Source organism: Gemmatimonadaceae bacterium, assembly GCA_035606695.1.
Classification (GTDB): domain Bacteria; phylum Gemmatimonadota; class Gemmatimonadetes; order Gemmatimonadales; family Gemmatimonadaceae; genus JAQBQB01.
Genome location: DATNEW010000026.1, coordinates 62012 through 79471, shown reverse-complemented (window position 1 = coordinate 79471; position 17460 = coordinate 62012). Strand labels below are relative to the sequence as shown.

Genomic DNA, 17460 nt, shown 5'->3' with positions numbered 1-17460 from the left:
AGTTCTCAGATACCCAGATTCTTCTTCAAGAACTCTACCGTCCGCGGCCATGCATCCTTGATCGCGGCGAGGTCGGCGATCGGACCATTCTTCGCCGCGTCGATCTGCTGCTGTGTCGGGTTCGGCGGCAGGTTGCGCACGTCATTCTGCGAGCGCGCGAAGCCGTGTGACGCGCCCTCGTAGTTCTTGCCGAAATACCAATGGCCCTGCGCCTTCATGATCGAATCGATCGCCGGCATCGACGCCGTGATGCGCGAGTCGAGCGACCCCGAGAGCAGCATCACCGGCACCTTGATCTTCGCCATCGAATCCGCCGCGATCTGGCCGCCGTTCATGAACGGGAAGGCGCCGTAGTACGCGACGCCGCCCACGAACCCATTCGTGCCCCCCTGCACCGCGTGCCCCCACACGGTCTGTCCGCCCCAGCAGAAGCCGATCACCGCGTACTTCGGCGCCGCCGACGGCTGCATCATCGCATAGCGTGCCGAGGCGATGATGCCGCGGTTACGTTCCGCGATGTTCACACCCTGAATGAGCTTGGTCGCCGAGTCGCGCGGAAGCTCTTCGGTGCTCGGGCCGCCACGCACGCGCGACTCGAGATCCGGCGCGATCGCGATGAATCCTTCCGCCGCAACCTGATCGGCTACGCCGCGCACCCACGTCGATAACCCGAAAATCTCGTGCACGACCACCACAACGGGCGAATGCGCGCGGTTCGTCATCGGGTAGACGATCCACGCCATCAGCGAATCTTTGGAGCCTGGCTCCCACGCGATCTTCACCCACTCGCCATGTCGCGGTGAGTTCGCGAGCCGCGCGGGCGCGGAATTATTACTCGGCGGCAAGCCGGCGATGCCCTGCCCCGCGGTCGGCGTCGACGACATCGCCATGTCGCCCGCCGCGTGGGCACTGTGATCATCCGCTGAGTACGACGAGCGATGACACGCCGTGAGGGCGCAGGCGATCGCGCACGCACCGAGGAGAGAGCGAAAAACGGACATGAACGGAGCTCCGGGAGGTTCGAGAGGTCTGGCCGCTAGGGCTGGAGTATAGAACCTCCCGATAATCCGGGGGAGATGGTGTCCGGTTCCGTCAGGAAGCCACTCTACCAGGCGAGTCAAAAAAAAGAAGCTCACCACGGACAGACGGCGGACAAATGCGGAACGGCACGGAGAAGGCGGAAACGGCAGTCAACCGCCGTTACTCGTAACGCCTTCTCCGTGCCGTTCCGAATTCGTCCGCCGTCGTCCGTGGTAATCGACCTTTTTTGAAGATCTCTCGGCGAACGGTCCTGCTTACTCGCTACCCAGTCTCACCCGCTCGATCCGCTTGGTCTTCGCCGGCGCATTGTACACGCGCAGACTCACGATGTCTCCGGACTTCACCTTCGACAACGCCGCGCGAAGCTGCTCGGGCGTCGTCACCGGCGTGCCTTCCACCGACATGATGATGTCCGGGCCGCCTTCGTCCGGTCCCACGAGATGGCTCGCGGCCGGTGTGCCGTCATCGACGCCCGTCACCACGACACCCTTGATGTCAGACGGGAGCTTGAGCTGACGCTCCGTGTTCACGTCCAGCGCCATCACATGCGCGCCGAGCGAGCGCATCGCCAAACCCTTCGAGTCGTCGGGCTTCGACATGTCGTCGTTCGACGTCTTCACATCCGCGCCGCCGACACGCTGCAACGGAACGCGCACCGTCACGAGCTGTCCGCCCTTCCGCGCGACCTGCACCGAGACCACGTCGCCCGGCTTCCGGAACGCGATCGCTTCCTGAAGCTGCGCGACATAGTCGACGCGCTTGCCGTCGACACTCAGGATCACGTCACCAGCCTGGATGCCGGCCTTCGCCGCGGGCGACGTTGCATCGCCGAAATCCTCGACGAGCACGCCGCGCGTTTCCTTCAGTCCGGCATACGCCGCGTCGTCGACACTTGCGTCACGAACCTGGATGCCCAACGCCGCACGCTCGACGTGACCGGACTTGATGATCTGATTCATCACCGAGCGCGCGATGTTCATCGGCACGGCGAAACCATAGCCGGCGTTGTAGCCCGTGGGGCTCTCGATCGCGCTGTTGATGCCGATCACTTCGCCGCGCGTATTCACGAGCGGACCACCCGAGTTGCCCGGGTTGATGGCCGCATCGGTCTGAATGAAATCCTGAATGCTCTGCTGCGACTGGCCGGGCAGCTGAAGCGAACGGCCCTTCGCGCTGATGATCCCCTGCGTCACGGTGAACGTGAGGTTTTCGCCGAGCGGGTTGCCGACGGCAAGCACCCATTCGCCGACGCGCGAGGCATCGCTGTCACCCAGCGGCGCGGCGACAAGGTTGTTCGCGTCGATCTTGATCACGGCGACGTCGGTGTTCGGATCGCGGCCGACGACCTTCGCTTTGAACTCGCGGCGATCGAGAAGGCGCACGCGCACTTCGCTCGCGCCGTCGACGACGTGGTTGTTGGTGAGGATGTAGCCGTCGGTCGAGACGATGAAGCCCGAGCCCGACGCGATGCCGCCGCCACGCGGAGCCGGATCGTCACTCTGCGGACCACTGCCCATGCCGGGCATATCCTTGAAGAACTGGCGGAACTCGGGCGGAAGCTGATCGAGATTCGGCGCCTGCTGGCGTTGTCCGCGGCCACGCTGGCGATTTGCGACCGGCTCGGCGGCCTCACGCGCGGTGATATACACGACGCTCGGCTTGATGCGGGCGGCGATCGTGGCGAACGCGTCACTCAGCTCATCGAGCTTTGCAACGGACGAGTTCGGCGCGACGACGGGGCGCTTGGCGAGCGTACTGTCGATGCTGGTCGCTGCGGGAAAGGCGTGCAGTACGCCAGGTGCTTCGGCGGCCGCGACGGCGACAATGGCCGCGGCGGCGGTAACGGCAGCGGCGGAGCGTTTGCCCCACCGATGGCGCTTGATGGGATTCATGAGAGCTGCTCTCCTGCGATGTTCGCGATGTCTTGGAATGAGGGCCGGCGAGATGCTCCGCCGGCGAAGCCACGTTTGTGATACACGCGAGTGCCACGCGAGTGCCGCGCGCGTGCCATCACTTCCGTTCGTCACTCCGCGACCGCAGAAGGTTGCCGCTCGAGAAGCCGTCAGCTACGCGTCAGTACGCTTCAATTCACGAGCGGCTGGCCTCGGTCGAACGACGCTACGCGCCTTGCTTCGCCCAGGCCGCCTGGCCGGTGTGCACGTTCTCGCGCACCGTATTGATGTCGCGAATCGGCCGCACTTCCACCGTCCCGGTCTGCGCCCACGGAAAGTGCGACGCGATCTCGATCGCCTCCTCCATACTGTCGGCTTCGATGATGTTGAAGCCGCCGAGGACTTCCTTGGTCTCCGCGAACGGGCCGTCGAGCGCGGTGACCTTGCCGCCGCGCACGCGCACCGACTTGGCGGTGGACGCGAGGTCGAGCTGCTGCGCGTCGAGGAATTTGCCCTGGCGCGCGAGGACGTCGACATGATCGAAGCAGTCGCGCATGAGCGAGTCGAACTTGCCCTCGGCCTGCAGCGACCCGATGACTTTTTCGTCGTTGTAGATCAGGAGCATGTACTTCATGGAAGGGCTCCGGTGAGAGTCGGCGATCGGTGGAATATGAGGCCGGTGCGGGCGAGGCGCTAATGAGCCGCCGATTGCGGCCGGAGAGTGACACTTCCCCTCCGCGCTCTCCGTAGTGGCTCATCGGCGCCAAATCAGCGAGGACTCACCATGTGGGACAGTGTCGTCACCGTCGTTCGCGTCGCGATGTTTACCGTCGCGCACCTCTGCGGCGGCAGCCTGGGCGCCGGCATTCTGTTGGTCTCCGCGGCGGTTCGCGTCGCGCTGCTGCCGTTGACGCTGCGCCTGGCGCGTGAGGTGCGAGCGAAACAAATCAAGCTCGCCGCGCTCGAGCCCGAGCTTGCGGCGATTCGCAATCGCTACGAGAAGGACCCTGCGCGCATGATGGCCGAGACCAGCGCGTTGCATCGCGCACATGGCATTCAGCTCGTGACGCCTCGGAGTGCCCTCTCGCTGCTCGTGCAAGCGCCGCTGCTCGGCGCCATGTACACGGCGGTCCGACGCGGGCTTGGCGCGGGCGTGCGATTTTTCTGGATTGGCGATCTCGCGCGTCCCGATCTGCTGCTGACCGGGCTCGTGACGAGCCTCAGCATCGCGATCGTCGCCACCACGCCGGGTGTACCCGGACGCCCGACGCCGAGCGTGGTGTGGATTCTGTCGGGCGGGCTGACGTTGATGTTCCTGTGGTCCGCGTCGAGCGCGTTCGCGATATCGATGGGCGCGGGGTCGCTGGTGTCGCTCGTACAGAATTGGATCGTCTCGCGCGATCCGGTCAGCGGCCCCACGAAGGTCAACAGCGTGCCTGTCGCCACCACTCGGTGAGCAATCGCTGCAGCGTTTGCGGCGCGACCTGACCGTCGTAGACCGGGCCCACGTGCGGGACGCGCTTGGTGTCGATGAAGATCCAGCGCGCGCTGCGCCCGTCGTCGCCGTCACCGTGAGCATCACTCGTCTCGCCGCTCATCTCGTGCGGCTGACAGTGAAACATGGTGCCGTCGTCCGTCGTGACCACGTAGGGTGACGTGCCGGCAACTGGAAACAACGGTGACATGGAGCAACCCAGCGTGTCGAGGGAGCGTGCAAACTAAGTCGCTTGAATGATCGGTCAACGGGTAAATCGCACACCGTGACGCAACGCACTCGACGTCGCTGTTAGCTCGCCGGCGGAACCGGCGAACGGAGGCTACCCGGCGCCGGCGAGTTCGTGCCTCGCGGAGTTATCCGCGCGTCGCGCTCGGCGAGCAGTTTTGTGAGGAAGCGTTGGCCCTCGCCAATTCGCTCGACTTCCAGCGCGATGGCGTCCACGGCCTGCGCGAGATCCTGCGGCGCGGAGTTCGCCGTCGTGCGCACGTCGCGCACGGCATCGGACAAGCGCTTGGGCGCGTCGGGAAGCAAGCCGGTACGGTCGAGCAGCCGCTGCTGCCACGCGTTGCGCTCGTAGGCGCGGCCCATGATGGCGCCGAGGATCATGGCGACGACGGCGGTCCAAAGGACGGCGAAAATCATGACATCTCCGGCTGGGATCTACTGTCTACGGACGATTCAGCGTGGGGGTGTCAACAAGGATGGAGGAAACTCGCGCGTTCAGCTACCGTACTGAGAGCAGCCCCGCCTTCGCTCTCACCGACGCGAGCCCATGATCGAGCCAGAAATCATCATCGTGCCCATCGTCTTCCTGACCATCGGTGGGACGCTGTCGTTGATCTCCTATTTCCGGCACAAGGAGAAGATGACGACGCTCGGCAAGCCCGGAAGTCCCGAGCTGCGCGCGGTGGAGTCGCGCATGGAGCGGCTCGAGCAGGCGATCGACTCGATCGCGGTGGAGGTCGAGCGGATCAGCGAAGGTCAGCGGTTCGTGACGAAGGTCATGGCCGAGCGCGACGCGTCGCGCCCGCTGGCGCCGGGCGAGCCGCCGCGGATCGCGCCGGGCAGCGACATCAATCAATAAATGCTAATTATAGTACTATAATTATACTACGATTAACTCTCGAGCGGTGCGGCGGGAGCACGTTCGACCGCGCGTTCGATCCGCGAATCCGGCACGAGCCACATCAGCGCCACGGTGATGAACAGCCCCCAGGAAATCCAGGGGCGCACGAACGCCGCCGGAATCGCCAGGATGTAGAGAATTGGCGAGAGCTTGCCCTTCACGTCGGGGCCCAGCGCCTTCGCGAGCACCGAGTCCGGACCTTCGCGCCTGAGAATCGCGATCTGCAGGATGTAGTAGCCGATGCCGGCCATGAGCAGCACCACGCCATACGTCGCCGTCGGGACCGGCTTCGCGCCGTTCTCGCCCATCCAGCTCGTGACGAACGGCACGAGCGACAGCCAGAACAGCAGGTGGAGATTCGCCCACAGAATGCCGCCGTCGACCCGATGCGTGACGTGCAGCATGTGGTGGTGATTGCTCCAGTAAATCCCCAGATAAACGAAGCTGAGCACGTAGCTCAGGAAGATCGGAAGCAGCGGCGCGAGATCGGCGAACGAGGTGCCGTGCGGCGCGCGCAGCTCGAGCACCATGATCGTGATGATGATGGCGATGACGCCGTCGCTGAATGCTTCGAGGCGGGAGGGGCTCATGGTGTCCGGACCTTAGCGCCCAGCGGTCCCAACCGGAACATGTAATCCGCGTCACAATCAGGGAGCGGAACTTGCAGCCGGTTGGAGCATTCTCGACCAGAGCCCGATGCGCCTCTTCGACGACGAAACTGGAGCACAGTGGCAGGTCTACGAGGTGTCGCGCGATGCGCTCGCCCTCGGACGGCCCGACTTCCTGCCGGCGGAATTCCGGAACGGGTGGCTCGTGTTTGACGGCGGCGTGGAACGGCGACGGCTCGCGCCCTACCCGCCCGAATGGGTCGAGTTCTCGGTCGATGCGCTGCGCATGCTGCTCGCGGGCAGCGAGATCGTCGACCGTCGCCGCGGCCCGCGCATCCATCGCGACAATCCCGATACGGCGGGACTGGAGCTGACGTAGCGCCGCTCGTCATCCTGAGCGAAGCGAAAGGATGACCCAGGTTCAGGATTTCCCGCGCACCAGCCGAATTCCGAAAATGGGCGCGATGCGCGCACCGGGCGCGGCTTGCGCGGTGACCGTCACGCTCTTCTTTCCCGCCATGAGCGACGCCGGCACCGCGTACGACGCGCTCCAGAATCCGCCGGCCGAGTGATCGGGCATGTAGCGCCCAACCGTCGTCCCGTCGACAATGATATTAAAGTTTGCTAATACCGGCAAACCCAGGTCGTTGAAGTAGGTCAGGATGAGCGTCGCATCGCCGGCGGCGGCATCCGTCGGCAAATCGAACGAGAACCACCCGGTCCCGCCGCGCGACGTGTTACGGCCAATCCGCGCCGCCGGCCGCTCCGCCGGGTCGCTCCTGTAGTTGTACTTCGACTCCGCCGCCGTGTCGCCGGGCTGCACGTACGCGATCGTCGCCGCCTCGATCGCATGCTGCTGATCGGCTTCCGCGACATGTGACGCCACGCGTGCGTCGAACTGCGCCTGTGACAGCGTATCGAAGTACACGCTGTACGTGCGGCCGTGCGTGCGATAGAACGGCGTCAAGCTCACTTCGGTCGGAGCCGTGTTGGGCTGCGCGATGGTATGTCCGATGGCGGCGGTGTGGAAATCACCGGCGCGCGCGCCCGACGGCGACACCCACGCGGTCACCGGTTGATCGGCAACGAGCACCGGTGCGACGACGGCGTTCGTCCCGTTCGGCGCGCCGCGCCCGTCGCGACGCGGGCCAAGATCGGCCGCCAGCACCAGCGGGCCCCACATGATCGCGGAGATCGTGCGATCGTCCGGCGTTGGTTCGAGGCGCACCGTTTTCGGCAGCGCGATCTCGACGACGTCGCCCGTTTTCCACTCGCGACGCAGCTCGACGTACGAGCTCGGCGCGGGATCATCGAAGCCGAGATCGCGGCCGCCCGCGCCGCCGACACGCTCGCTCGCGAGCGTCGGCACCGTCACCGCCTGACCGTTCACCGAGATCGCGAATGCGTCGCCCGCCCAACCCGGACGCCGCACCATGAGCGCGAACGTGCGCGACGGCCGCGGCACGCTCATCGTGAGCTTGGCCTTGTCGCCGTCGGGAAACGTCGACTCCATCGCGAGGTGCACGCCCGAGCGCAACTCGGCGGTCGACGGCGCGAAGAGGTTCACCCACACGGTGCCGTCCGCGGGCGATTCGTAGTAGATGCCGTCGCCGTGCAGCGCGTGGTTCTCCATCCCCGTGCCCACGCAGCAGGTGAAATCCTTCTGCATGTCCTGGTACTCCTGCTGCACCGCGCGGCCCACGGGCACCATGTACGACATGCGCACGCCCGCCGGATCGAACGAGGCGAGCGCATGATTGAACAGCGCGCGCTCGTGGAAATCGGCGTAGAGCGGATCGGGCCGGAACGAGAAGAGGCGCCGGGTGAGCTTGAGCATATTGTAAACATTGCACGACTCGCAGGTACGCCCGTCCACGCGATGACTCAACTCATCGGGATAGCCGAAATACTCGGCGAGCCCGTGGCCGCCGGTCGCGTAGCTGTGATGCTGCGCCACGCGATCCCAGAAGAACGACGCCGCCACGAGATCGCTCCCGTCGCCCACGTATTCGTAGCGTGCGGCCGAGCCGATGAGCTTCGGGATCTGACAGTTGCCGTGCTTGCCCGGCAGGTTGTCCTGGTGGCGCTTGAGCGCGTCCGTGAATGCGTGATGCTCGAATTTGCGCGAGAGCGTCAGCCACCGCTGGTCGCGCGTGTCGACGTAGAGATCGGCCAACACTTCATTCATGCCGCCATGCTCGGTGTTGAGCATGCGCGCGAGCTGCGCCTGGTCGAGCGGTGCGAGCACGCGGTCGGCCCAGCCGGCGAATTTGGTCTCGACGCCCAGCGCGGTCTTGTTGCCGGTGTAGCGGTAGGCGTCGCGCAGGCCGGCGAACGTTTTGTGCAGCGTGTACCACGGCGACCAGAGTCCGTTCAAGTCGAACGCCGCCGACTTGATCTCGCCGCGCGAGAGTGCCGCAAACGCCTCGCGACCGCCTTCGAGCGCGCTCAAGTACCCGTCGCCATTCTTGCGCTGCACGGTGTCGAGCTCGCGCACGAGATAGTCGGCGCGCTGCCTGAAGCGCGCGTCGCCGGTGGCGACGTACATCAAGCTCACGGCGGAGAGATGATGCCCGGCGATGTGTCCGGTGAGATTGCGACCGGGTCCGTCCCAGCCGGCGTACGGCTGCGCTTTCGGCGTCAATCCCGCGCGCGTGCGGTAGAGGGCCATCATGCGGTCGGGATCGAGCGACAACAGATACGCGGCGGCGGAGTCCTGCGCTTGTTTGAGTGGACCGCCGGTGAGGCGGACTTTGTCGAGCGGGACGCGGTGGGCGCGGAGACGATCGGCGGTTGTCGGAGTCGCCGTCTCGGCGTTCGCGACTGGAAGACCGGATCCGCGTGATCCAACCATCGCGCCGGCGGCAGTCGCAGCGGACGCCTTCAAGAAGTCCCGTCTCTTCGTCATAGAAACTCCGATTTCCCGATCTGGTCAGATCTTGTCAGATCTGGTCGTTGTTACAAGAACCACGACAACATCAGACCAAGTCCGACCAGATCCGATCAGATTCCAGCTCTCGCCTTCGCGCGCGAAATAATCGCCGCCATCGTATCCCGATACTTCGTGAACGTGTCGTCCACCACCTGCAGCGTCGGGATCGCATTCGGCGAAAGACCCAACGTCTCGGTGTTGAACCGACCGAAGCCGGACTCGTGAACACCGCTCGACCCTCTTCCCGGCGCCGGCGCGCTCAAATGCGAGAAAAAGCGCGCGTACTTCTGCCAGCGTGCGCCGCCGCCGGCGTGGTACATCGGAATGAACTCGTACAACGCATCGTACGGCATTTCACCGACGCACGCCACCTTCGGATACTTCGCGCGCAGATCGGTGACCAGGCGCTTCGTGCCTTCGTGCATGTCGCCGGTCGTGCTGTTGACGTGACCGCCGACGATGTCGAGAAAGTACGCATCCACCCCGTACCGATCGATCACGTCGGAAATGCGTCCCTCGAGCCAGTTGCGCCACGCGTCGGCGCCGAGGTTCATGTAGGTGAGCCAGCCGTCCTGGTGGCGATCGTTGTTCCAGTCGACCCAATTCAGATTGTACAGGTCGCCGTCGATCTTGTACGTCGCGCCGGCTTCGATCTTCGGCCACACCGGCTGCTTTCGATTCGCCGCATTCGTGCCGAACATCGGCATCATTCTGAAGCCGAGCTTCCGCGCTTCGGAGATGAGCGTGTGAAAGCCGCGCTCGCCGCCCATGCGCGCGGGCACGGTGTAGTTCGGATAGTCCCAGTAGTAGCGCCCGTCCCACGACGACAGGAACACGAGCACGCGATTGGCGGGAATCTGCGTCGCCATCCAGCGCAGGATCTCGACCTGGTGGGCGTAGTCGTTGAAGATGAAGCCCGTGTAGTGCATGCCGTGGAGCGTCGTGACGAGCGCGAGGTTGCGCATCCAGTCCGGCACGTCCGGTCGCGTGTCCCACGACGGCAGCGCGAACGCCTGCTCGACATGCGTCATGTGCGGCTGCATCGCGCCCTCGAACGTCGTCGCGTGGCCAAGGCGCCATCCTGGCACGTCGACGCGGTGGTCGTTGCGCCATGCGTCGTGCTCGTAAATCGCCTCGACGCGGAACGCGTGCTCGCCCGCCTGAAAGTAGTAGCGCTTCGGGCGCATGCGGGTGTCGAGCGTCGTGAAGTACAGAAAATCACCATCATTTTTCTGTACGATCGCGATAGGCGTCGTCATGCTCGTGACGCCGAAGTTGTGCAGGTCACCCGCGCCGAACGTATAGCCGCCGAGGATGTCGCCGTCGCGCGTATCGGTGAGTTGGCCGCCGCCGAGCGAGACGAGGCCGCGCGGCACGTCGCGAATGACGGTGGTGACCGTCTTGATCGGGTGCTGCATCTCCGCGCTGACGTGCCACTCGATGGTGTCACCGGTCTTCGTGAACCTCGCGGTGAGCGTCCCCGATGCGTGCCCCTGGCCGCCGGCCCAGGTAAAGCCGTCGCAGGTCAGCTCGAGCGCGTTCGCGTCGCCGCGCGCCGTCATCCGCGTGCGGTCGAGCGCGTAGGTATTCTCATCCGTGAATACCAGAAAGCTAAAGCGATGATCTCCGAAGACGACCGCCGGCTCCGGAAAGTCGAAGCTGAATTTCATGAACGAGCGGCCGCGCGGCGGAATGAACACGTCGCTCGTCGAGTACAGCTCCACGATGTCGCCGGGGGCGTACTGCGTGATCGGCTGCCGTGCGGAGGGCAGCGGTGTCGACGCGACGGCATCGAGCGAGAGGGCCGGGATCATCGCGCCGCCGACACCGGCGGCGCCGAGGGTCTTGAGCCAATCGCGGCGGGAGAACGAGTCGGGCATGAGGTATTAGAACACGCGTGACGGGAGGTGGCTAGAGCGAATCATGACAATACGCGCGCCCCACTCCGCATCGCGCCATTCGACGCGCCACCAAGCACCATCGCCGCGCGCCCGGTCTCGGCAGCGTACTCATTCGCAATCCGCTCGATCGCCGCGCGCGACCCGGCACGCGCGAGCACCGCGACGGTGCCACCGCTACCCCCGCCGGTGATCTTGGCGCCATAGAGTCCGTCACCCACCGACGTGCGCACCATCTCCACCAACCGATCCGTTCCACTCGAGCCCAATCCGCACGCGCTGTAGCTCGCGTGCGAGGCATACATCAATTCGCCGAGCCGAGCTCGCTCGGCTTCCGACGCAGCGCCGGCATCGAGCGCGTAGCTGAACTCGCGCACGCGCTCGTGCTCGAGAATCGGATGCTCCGTCGCCTGGCGCACGGCGTATTCGCGATTGGGATCGACTCGTGTCACGCGATCCGAGATGCCCTGGAACATCTCCAGGAATTCGTCGCCGCGCATCTGCTCGGGAATCATCTTGTGCAGCGTGCGCCAATCCCCGGGCGAGATGTTCGCGAGGTAGCCATGCCAACGCGTGTCGTCGATATCGACGTGCCCGTCGCCGCGGTCGACAATGGGCATCTGGAACGCATGCGCGAGAATGCGATAGCCCATGAACGCCGCGACGCGCACGGCGCCGTAGTCGGCGCCGCCGATTTCATGACGAATGCCTGAGTCGATGCCCCATAACTCGAGGCCTGGCGGCAGCGAGGTGTGTCCGATCACGTCCGCGGGCTGGCACAAAAGCGCGAGCAGGCGATTTTCCTCGCCGCACGCCGCCGTCATCTGGTCCATCACACCGCATGGCGCGCCGACGACGAGGTTTTCAACTCTTTGACAGAGGATGCCGAGCGTTTGCCCGTCGATCTCGAGATCGTACGCGCCGGCCAGTGCGCGCATCGCCGCGACTTCGAGCGCGGCCGAGGAGGCGACACCCTTCCCCATCGGCAGCGTCGAGTCGACGAGCAGGCGCAGGCCGTCGCGAATCACGAGACCGCGTTCACGCGCGAGGACGAGCAGCGCGCCGGCGACGTACGCGGCCCAGTGTTGTCGAGGATTCGCGCGGAACAGCTCACGCGCGGCGTCGTAGTCGATCGGTTGGCCATTCGGCGCGATTGCCGACACGGCGATCGAAGCGGCAGCGTCGACATCGACACCGCGCGTCGTGAGGCTGCGTACCCAGATCTGCGCATCATTCGTGCGTTGCGCGGCCACATACGTTGCGTCGGCGAGCGGCAGCTCCAGAACGAGCGAGCCGGAATAGTCCGCGATCCCGCCCATCACATCCAGCCGCCCTGGGGCGCGCGCGATGACGATCGGTGCATCCTCGACGAAATCACTGGCGTGCGCTCGCACCGTCGCCGTAAAGCGCGCGATACCCGCGGCGTCCACGCTCGTGTGCAAGCCATGCTCGAGCAGTACGCCGGGCAACGCGGACCAGACTTGCTCGCGAATCGCGCCGTTGGCGAATCCGATCCACGCGACGTCGCTCGTGACGTCGAGCGGTGCGTTGAGCGGCGCGCCCTCGGCATCGGTCACGATCACGCCGCACGCACGCGCGATCGACTCGGTGCAGATGTCGTACGGATGACAGGTCAGTCCGAGCGCGCGGTCCTTGGCGCGCAGCCGCGTGTCGAGCAGCGGCCGCAAATCGGCGATCCACCGGTCGTGACCCATCATCAATTCGTAAAGCTGCCCGCCGGTCGAGATGTATTGATCCTCGAACGCCATCGCGCGCCCCGCCGGCGGGCGGCCGAGCACGCGTTCGACCACGGTGTCATCAACCGCGGCGAGAATGTCGCGGCCGCCGGGAAAGAAGCGCGCGAGTCCGCCGTACCCCTGCGCGATCGTCGTCGCGCGCGACGGGCGCGGATCGAGGCGTGACGTGTCGCCGGAGATTCGATTCAGTCGCTCGCCACCGGCTGCGCCGTTCACGACCCAGAGCGTATCGCACAGATGCTGTTTCACCAGGGGAATTTCGGTTTGCAGCGCCAGCCCGATGTCCGCGAGCGTCGTCTCTCCACCGCGATTCGGCGCGACACCGGTGAGAATCCACGCTGGGCGCTTCTGATACATCAGCCCGCGCGTCCCGTCGATTGGATCGACGATGACGCGAAGCTCCGCCTCGCGCGCCGGCGTGCCCTTCGGCAACACCATTCGTCCGTCCGCGCCAAGGCCTTCCGCGATCAGCACCAGCGGCCACTCCTTCGCCAGTGCACCGAAATGCTCGAGAAGCACATCCTCGGAGATTCGGTCGATGGCGAAGATCGTATCGCCACCTTCATCGGCAACGGCAGCGGCGAGCTGCTCCATGTTCTCCCGCTCGCACGCGGCGACGACGGCGTCGCGTATGGCAGCGTGAATGGCGCGAAGACGAGCGAGCAGCGCGTCGGGCTCGCGGATCACGCTGTCACCTCGCTGTAGTGCCTCGCGGGCTGCGATCGCAGCTCGGCCGCCTTCTCCTCGGGCGACGTGTCGCTCAGGAAATTGCCGCCACCGATCTCGGGCCCCGCGAGATACTTGAGCGTATTTGGGCGGCGCAGCGGCGGCAGGAATCCGACGAAGCAATGATAGTTCTCATAATTCCCGCCGTCGGTTGGCGCTTGATGTACCGGCATCACGTACGGAAATGCCTGCCGCCACAGATTGTCGTAGCGCACCGTCACATCCTTGAGCGCCCGCGCAAGCGACTCGGCTTCCGCATCAGACAGCGCCGAGACGTGCGGGACGGCGCGCTTCGGCGCGACGTAGACCTCGTACGCGTATCGGGCGAAGTACGGAACGAACGCGATCGCGTGCTCGTCCTCGAACAGCACGCGGCGACCGTCCTGCTGTTCGGCGGCAATGATGTCGGCGAACAGCGCGCGTCCGGTCTCGCGCGCGTAGCGATGTTGCGCCTCGAGCTCGGTGTCGAACGTCTTCCACGTGAAGTTGGTCGCGTAGATCTGCCCGTGGGGATGCGGATTCGACACGCCGACAACGTCGCCTTTGTTCTCGAAGATCAGCACCTGCCGCACTTCGGGCCGCGTGCCGAGATCGCGCGTCTCGCGACGCCAGGTATCGACGATGGCGGCGATCTCCGGCACCGGCATGCGCGCGAGCGTGAGATCGTGTCGCGGCGAATACGAGATCACGCGTGCTACTCCGTCGGCACGGCGCGCCACGTACGGCGCGGGGGGCGGCGCGAAATCGTCAGGCGCGGCGGGCCCGACGCACGGATGATCGTTGTCGAATACGAACACGCCGTCGTAGCGCGGATTCGTACGGCCGCTCACGCGCGCGTTGCCGGGACAGAGATAACACGTCGGATCGTACGCGGGCAGCGTTTGGTCCGACGTGGGAATCGTTTCGCCGAGCCACGGCCGCGACTGACGATGCGCGGCAACGATCACCCATTCCTCGCGCAATGGATGCCAGCGTTCTTCCCAGGCGGGCGATGACGTCATGGCGCGGGAATATGCGCGCTTCGCAGCCGTTCGACTATCGCATGGACGTGGAGCGCTGTCGTATCGAGCGCCGGAACACCGGCAATGCGCTCGGATCCCAGCAACAACGGCAGCTCCGTGCCGCCGAGGATGACGCCGTCGATCTGTTCGGCGTCGCGCAGCCGTTCGACGAGCGCCTCGAAGCCGCGGCGTGTCTCGTCGCGAAAGTCGCCGCGCAGGAGCTCGCCGACGTACCGCTCGTGCACCCACGCGCGCTCGACTTCATCCGGTATTACCACGGTAATACCGCGGTGTGAACACACCTTCGGGTAAAACGGGGCCTCCATCGTGAAGCGCGTGCCGAGCAGCGCAAGCCGCGTGAGACCGCGCTTGCGTGCTTCGTCGGCGCACGCCTCGACGATACTGAGCAGGGGCACCGGCGAGCGAGCCGCGAGCTCATCGAAGACGAGGTGCGGCGTGTTGGCGGTGAGGGCGGCGAAATCGACACCGGCGCCGCCCAGCCGGCGCAGCGACTCGAGGAGATACTCGATCAGCGCGGCACGATCGGTCTCGACGAGCCTCAGCGCAAGGCGCACGTCGAGGCTGTCGATCACGATCGACGGCGCGCTGTCGGGCGCCGTGCGCTGCCACGTCTCGAGAATGCGGCGATAATAGTCGATGGTGGACTCGGGACCGAGCCCACCAACCAGGCCGACGATGTGTGTCATGAGTTCGGGTGTGTTTCAAAACGCCCGTCATTCCGAGCCGAAGGCGAGCGGGTACCCGGTGGGCGTTTTCGTCCAGGAAGAGTGACGTCCCTCTACCAAGCTGGCTAGATCCCTCGCTTCACTCGGGATGACGACTGGTTTTGAAACTTTCCTTCACACGACCGAGGCGGCCGATCGCGTTCCGTGGCTCGCGATGACGCGCTGATACAGCGCAAGATACCTGGCCGCCGAACGCTCCCACCCGAAATCGCGGGACATCGCGGAGCGAATCATGTGCAGCCAGCCGTCGGGCTCCTCGAACTGTTCGACCGCGCGCATGACGGCGCGCATGAAATCCGACGAGGTGTATTCGTCGAACAGGAATCCGGTCTCGCCGTCCTCGATGGTGTCGGCGAGACCGCCGACCCGTCGCGCCACGGGAATGGTGCCGTAGCGCTGCGCGCGCATTTGCGTGAGGCCGCACGGCTCGTACTGCGAGGGCATGAGGCACACGTCGGCGCCGGCGAGCAGGCGATGCTCGAGCTCCTCGGAGAAGCGCGTCTCGACGACGATGCGGTTGGGCGCGCGGTCCGCGATCGCGTGCAGTGCGGCTTCATAGCGCGGCTCGCCGCTGCCGAGGAAAAGGAATTGGGCGTCGATGGCGAAGTAGGCCGGATCGCCGAGAATGAGATCCAGACCCTTCTGGGAGACCAGCCGGGCGCTCATGGCGACGATCGGCATCTCGTCCGTGGCGCGAAGGCCCGTCTCGAGCTGCAGCGCCTGGCGGCAGGCGTACTTGCCATTCAAATCCTCTAATGAGTAGTTGGATGGCAGGACTCGATCGGTGGCCGGGTCCCACGCCGCCTGGTCGATGCCGTTCAGGATGCCGCTGAATCGGTCGCGCAGCGCGACGAACACACCGTCCAGTCCGAAGCCGCCGGCGCCCGTGCGCAGCTCGTGCGCGTGCGTCGGGCTGACCGTCGTCACCGCGTCGGCGAAGACCAGCCCGCCCTTGAGCAGATTCACGATGCCGTACCACTCGAGCTGCCGCATGTTGAACAGCGACGCCGGCAAGCCAATGTCCGCCAGCGTGGCCGGCGGAAAGTGTCCCTGAAAGCCGGCGTTATGAACGGTGAACACGCACTTCACGGTGCCGACATTCAGGAGGGGCGGCATCAAGCGGAGATAGACGGGTGCCAACGCCGTGTGCCAATCGTGCGCGTGCAGCAACACCGGCGCGCCCGGCGCGATCAACGGCAGCGCACTCACGGCCGCCTTCGCGAAGCACGCGTAGCGCCGTGCATTGTCGGGGTAGTCGGAGCCCGGCGGTCCGTAGATGTACGGACGGGCGAAGTACTCGTCGGCCTCGAGGAAATAGACGTCGGTCGCCGCCAATGCCTCGTGCGCCTGCGGGCGATGCTTCCAGAGCCGAACGCGCTCGGCACGCGGACCAACCTGCACGTGAAATGTCGAGCCGACCGGCTCCATGTCGCTGACGACGTCGCGCACGCGATCGTACAGCGGCATCACGATCGCCGTCGAAACGCCGGACGCGGATTGGAATCGCGCCAGGCTCGCGATCGCCTCACCCAATCCACCGCTTCGCGCGAACGGAGCGAGCTCGGCGACGAGATGCACGACTCGCACGGCGCGCCCGTCGGGCGATACGAGAGGCGGCGGGGTCCGTTGCATACCTTCCCGGCGCAGTGGCAAGGACGATTCCAACAACATTATCGCTCCATGATCGGCAAGTATGCCCGCCACGGACCGATCGCGTCACGATACTGTTTCGCCATTACCCGGGCAATCTGCGCAATGTGGCCGAGGTCATGAGCAACCCATGTCGAGAAGAGTTGTCGCAGCGTCACGGCGCCGAACTCCGGATGCACGCCCTCCAACGCGAGCTGCGCGTCGGTGAGTCTCCAACCGGCAAGCTGCGTCAGATTTTCGGTACGCAAGCGCGCGAATTCGTCGAGCAGCTGTGGAAGCGACTTCCCTTCGCTCTCCCGAAATTGCGCGAAGCGGTCGTACGGCGTGAACCGCGTGTCGACGCCCTGCGCCAGGATGATCTTCGCGCGGGTAATCCAGTCAGTCCGCTCGCCGTGCACGAGGTGCCCGACGATGTCGTAGGCGCTCCACGTGTTCGGACCTTCGTTGGCTTCCGTCCATTCGCGGGGCAGCCCGAGGAGCATCGCGCGGAGCGTCGCGGATGTGCGCTCGAGAACGGCGATGCCCTGTTGGAGATTGAAATCCATGTTTGGCGAAGTGTGATCGAGCGTCCCAAGTTTCCGCCTA

At 65.4% G+C, this 17460-nt stretch carries 16 protein-coding genes; 3 read left to right on the top strand and 13 right to left on the bottom strand.

Features of this window, described 5'->3' with window-relative positions:
• Positions 1 to 5: 5 nt before the first annotated feature.
• From VN706_11450 to VN706_11440, 3 genes are all read right to left on the bottom strand, one after another.
• On the bottom strand, positions 6 to 1001 hold the full coding sequence (locus VN706_11450; protein ID HXT16238.1) for a dienelactone hydrolase family protein: 996 nt from the start codon (positions 999 to 1001) through the stop codon (positions 6 to 8).
• A gap of 294 nt (positions 1002 to 1295) precedes the next feature.
• Complete coding sequence (locus VN706_11445) at positions 1296 to 2933, bottom strand: Do family serine endopeptidase (GenBank protein ID HXT16237.1); 1638 nt, start codon at positions 2931 to 2933, stop codon at positions 1296 to 1298.
• A 226-nt stretch (positions 2934 to 3159) separates the two neighbouring features.
• Positions 3160 to 3567: a YciI family protein gene (locus VN706_11440; GenBank protein HXT16236.1), complete on the bottom strand. Its 408-nt coding sequence runs from the start codon at positions 3565 to 3567 to the stop codon at positions 3160 to 3162.
• 150 nt (positions 3568 to 3717) lie between these two features.
• Between VN706_11440 and VN706_11435 the strand changes: the two genes are divergently transcribed.
• A complete protein-coding gene (locus VN706_11435) occupies positions 3718 to 4389 on the top strand; it encodes a YidC/Oxa1 family membrane protein insertase (GenBank protein HXT16235.1) in 672 nt (223 codons plus the stop codon).
• Here the strand turns inward: VN706_11435 and VN706_11430 are convergent.
• Complete coding sequence (locus tag VN706_11430) at positions 4358 to 4618, bottom strand: hypothetical protein (protein ID HXT16234.1); 261 nt, start codon at positions 4616 to 4618, stop codon at positions 4358 to 4360. The two genes, VN706_11435 and VN706_11430, sit on opposite strands and share 32 nt — an antisense overlap.
• A 101-nt stretch (positions 4619 to 4719) precedes the next feature.
• Positions 4720 to 5073 carry a hypothetical protein gene (locus VN706_11425; protein ID HXT16233.1) on the bottom strand — a complete coding sequence of 118 codons (354 nt, stop codon included), beginning with the start codon at positions 5071 to 5073 and terminating at the stop codon, positions 4720 to 4722.
• 130 nt (positions 5074 to 5203) lie between these two features.
• Between VN706_11425 and VN706_11420 the strand changes: the two genes are divergently transcribed.
• The gene (locus tag VN706_11420) at positions 5204 to 5515 is read left to right on the top strand and encodes a hypothetical protein (GenBank protein ID HXT16232.1); all 312 of its coding nucleotides are present in this window, start codon (positions 5204 to 5206) and stop codon (positions 5513 to 5515) included.
• A gap of 32 nt (positions 5516 to 5547) precedes the next feature.
• Here the strand turns inward: VN706_11420 and VN706_11415 are convergent, their stop codons facing one another.
• A complete protein-coding gene (locus tag VN706_11415) occupies positions 5548 to 6147 on the bottom strand; it encodes a TMEM175 family protein (protein ID HXT16231.1) in 600 nt (199 codons plus the stop codon).
• A gap of 106 nt (positions 6148 to 6253) precedes the next feature.
• On the opposite strand from VN706_11415, the gene VN706_11410 reads away from it, so the two are divergent.
• Positions 6254 to 6544 (top strand): hypothetical protein, encoded by a 291-nt coding sequence (locus tag VN706_11410; GenBank protein HXT16230.1) that lies wholly within the window; start codon positions 6254 to 6256, stop codon positions 6542 to 6544.
• Between the two features lie 42 nt (positions 6545 to 6586).
• Here the strand turns inward: VN706_11410 and VN706_11405 are convergent, their stop codons facing one another.
• From VN706_11405 to VN706_11375, 7 genes are all read right to left on the bottom strand, one after another.
• Complete coding sequence (locus VN706_11405) at positions 6587 to 9073, bottom strand: beta-L-arabinofuranosidase domain-containing protein (GenBank protein ID HXT16229.1); 2487 nt, start codon at positions 9071 to 9073, stop codon at positions 6587 to 6589.
• A 95-nt stretch (positions 9074 to 9168) separates the two neighbouring features.
• Positions 9169 to 10977 (bottom strand): DUF6259 domain-containing protein, encoded by a 1809-nt coding sequence (locus VN706_11400; protein ID HXT16228.1) that lies wholly within the window; start codon positions 10975 to 10977, stop codon positions 9169 to 9171.
• 41 nt (positions 10978 to 11018) lie between these two features.
• Positions 11019 to 13439 (bottom strand): galactokinase family protein, encoded by a 2421-nt coding sequence (locus VN706_11395; GenBank protein ID HXT16227.1) that lies wholly within the window; start codon positions 13437 to 13439, stop codon positions 11019 to 11021.
• Complete coding sequence (galT, locus tag VN706_11390) at positions 13436 to 14479, bottom strand: galactose-1-phosphate uridylyltransferase (protein ID HXT16226.1); 1044 nt, start codon at positions 14477 to 14479, stop codon at positions 13436 to 13438. The genes VN706_11395 and galT overlap by 4 nt, the downstream gene beginning before the upstream one ends.
• Positions 14476 to 15186 (bottom strand): amino acid racemase, encoded by a 711-nt coding sequence (locus VN706_11385; GenBank protein ID HXT16225.1) that lies wholly within the window; start codon positions 15184 to 15186, stop codon positions 14476 to 14478. The genes galT and VN706_11385 overlap by 4 nt, the downstream gene beginning before the upstream one ends.
• Before the next feature lie 153 nt (positions 15187 to 15339).
• The gene (locus VN706_11380) at positions 15340 to 16857 is read right to left on the bottom strand and encodes a glycogen synthase (GenBank protein HXT16224.1); all 1518 of its coding nucleotides are present in this window, start codon (positions 16855 to 16857) and stop codon (positions 15340 to 15342) included.
• A 38-nt stretch (positions 16858 to 16895) separates the two neighbouring features.
• Positions 16896 to 17420, bottom strand: a complete 525-nt coding sequence (locus VN706_11375) for a DinB family protein (protein ID HXT16223.1) — start codon at positions 17418 to 17420, stop codon at positions 16896 to 16898.
• Between the last annotated feature and the right edge of the window lie 40 nt (positions 17421 to 17460).

Excerpts from the sequence above, each read along its gene's own strand:
- VN706_11450 (HXT16238.1), bottom strand. The coding sequence starts at position 1,001 with ATGTCCGTTTTTCGCTCTCTCCTCGGTGCGTGCGCGATCGCCTGCGCC.
- VN706_11445 (HXT16237.1), bottom strand. The coding sequence starts at position 2,933 with ATGAATCCCATCAAGCGCCATCGGTGGGGCAAACGCTCCGCCGCTGCC.
- VN706_11440 (HXT16236.1), bottom strand. The coding sequence starts at position 3,567 with ATGAAGTACATGCTCCTGATCTACAACGACGAAAAAGTCATCGGGTCG.
- VN706_11435 (HXT16235.1), top strand. The coding sequence starts at position 3,718 with ATGTGGGACAGTGTCGTCACCGTCGTTCGCGTCGCGATGTTTACCGTC.
- VN706_11430 (HXT16234.1), bottom strand. The coding sequence starts at position 4,618 with ATGTCACCGTTGTTTCCAGTTGCCGGCACGTCACCCTACGTGGTCACG.
- VN706_11425 (HXT16233.1), bottom strand. The coding sequence starts at position 5,073 with ATGATTTTCGCCGTCCTTTGGACCGCCGTCGTCGCCATGATCCTCGGC.
- VN706_11420 (HXT16232.1), top strand. The coding sequence starts at position 5,204 with ATGATCGAGCCAGAAATCATCATCGTGCCCATCGTCTTCCTGACCATC.
- VN706_11415 (HXT16231.1), bottom strand. The coding sequence starts at position 6,147 with ATGAGCCCCTCCCGCCTCGAAGCATTCAGCGACGGCGTCATCGCCATC.
- VN706_11410 (HXT16230.1), top strand. The coding sequence starts at position 6,254 with ATGCGCCTCTTCGACGACGAAACTGGAGCACAGTGGCAGGTCTACGAG.
- VN706_11405 (HXT16229.1), bottom strand. The coding sequence starts at position 9,073 with ATGACGAAGAGACGGGACTTCTTGAAGGCGTCCGCTGCGACTGCCGCC.
- VN706_11400 (HXT16228.1), bottom strand. The coding sequence starts at position 10,977 with ATGCCCGACTCGTTCTCCCGCCGCGATTGGCTCAAGACCCTCGGCGCC.
- galT (HXT16226.1), bottom strand. The coding sequence starts at position 14,479 with ATGACGTCATCGCCCGCCTGGGAAGAACGCTGGCATCCATTGCGCGAG.
- VN706_11385 (HXT16225.1), bottom strand. The coding sequence starts at position 15,186 with ATGACACACATCGTCGGCCTGGTTGGTGGGCTCGGTCCCGAGTCCACC.
- VN706_11380 (HXT16224.1), bottom strand. The coding sequence starts at position 16,857 with ATGCAACGGACCCCGCCGCCTCTCGTATCGCCCGACGGGCGCGCCGTG.
- VN706_11375 (HXT16223.1), bottom strand. The coding sequence starts at position 17,420 with ATGGATTTCAATCTCCAACAGGGCATCGCCGTTCTCGAGCGCACATCC.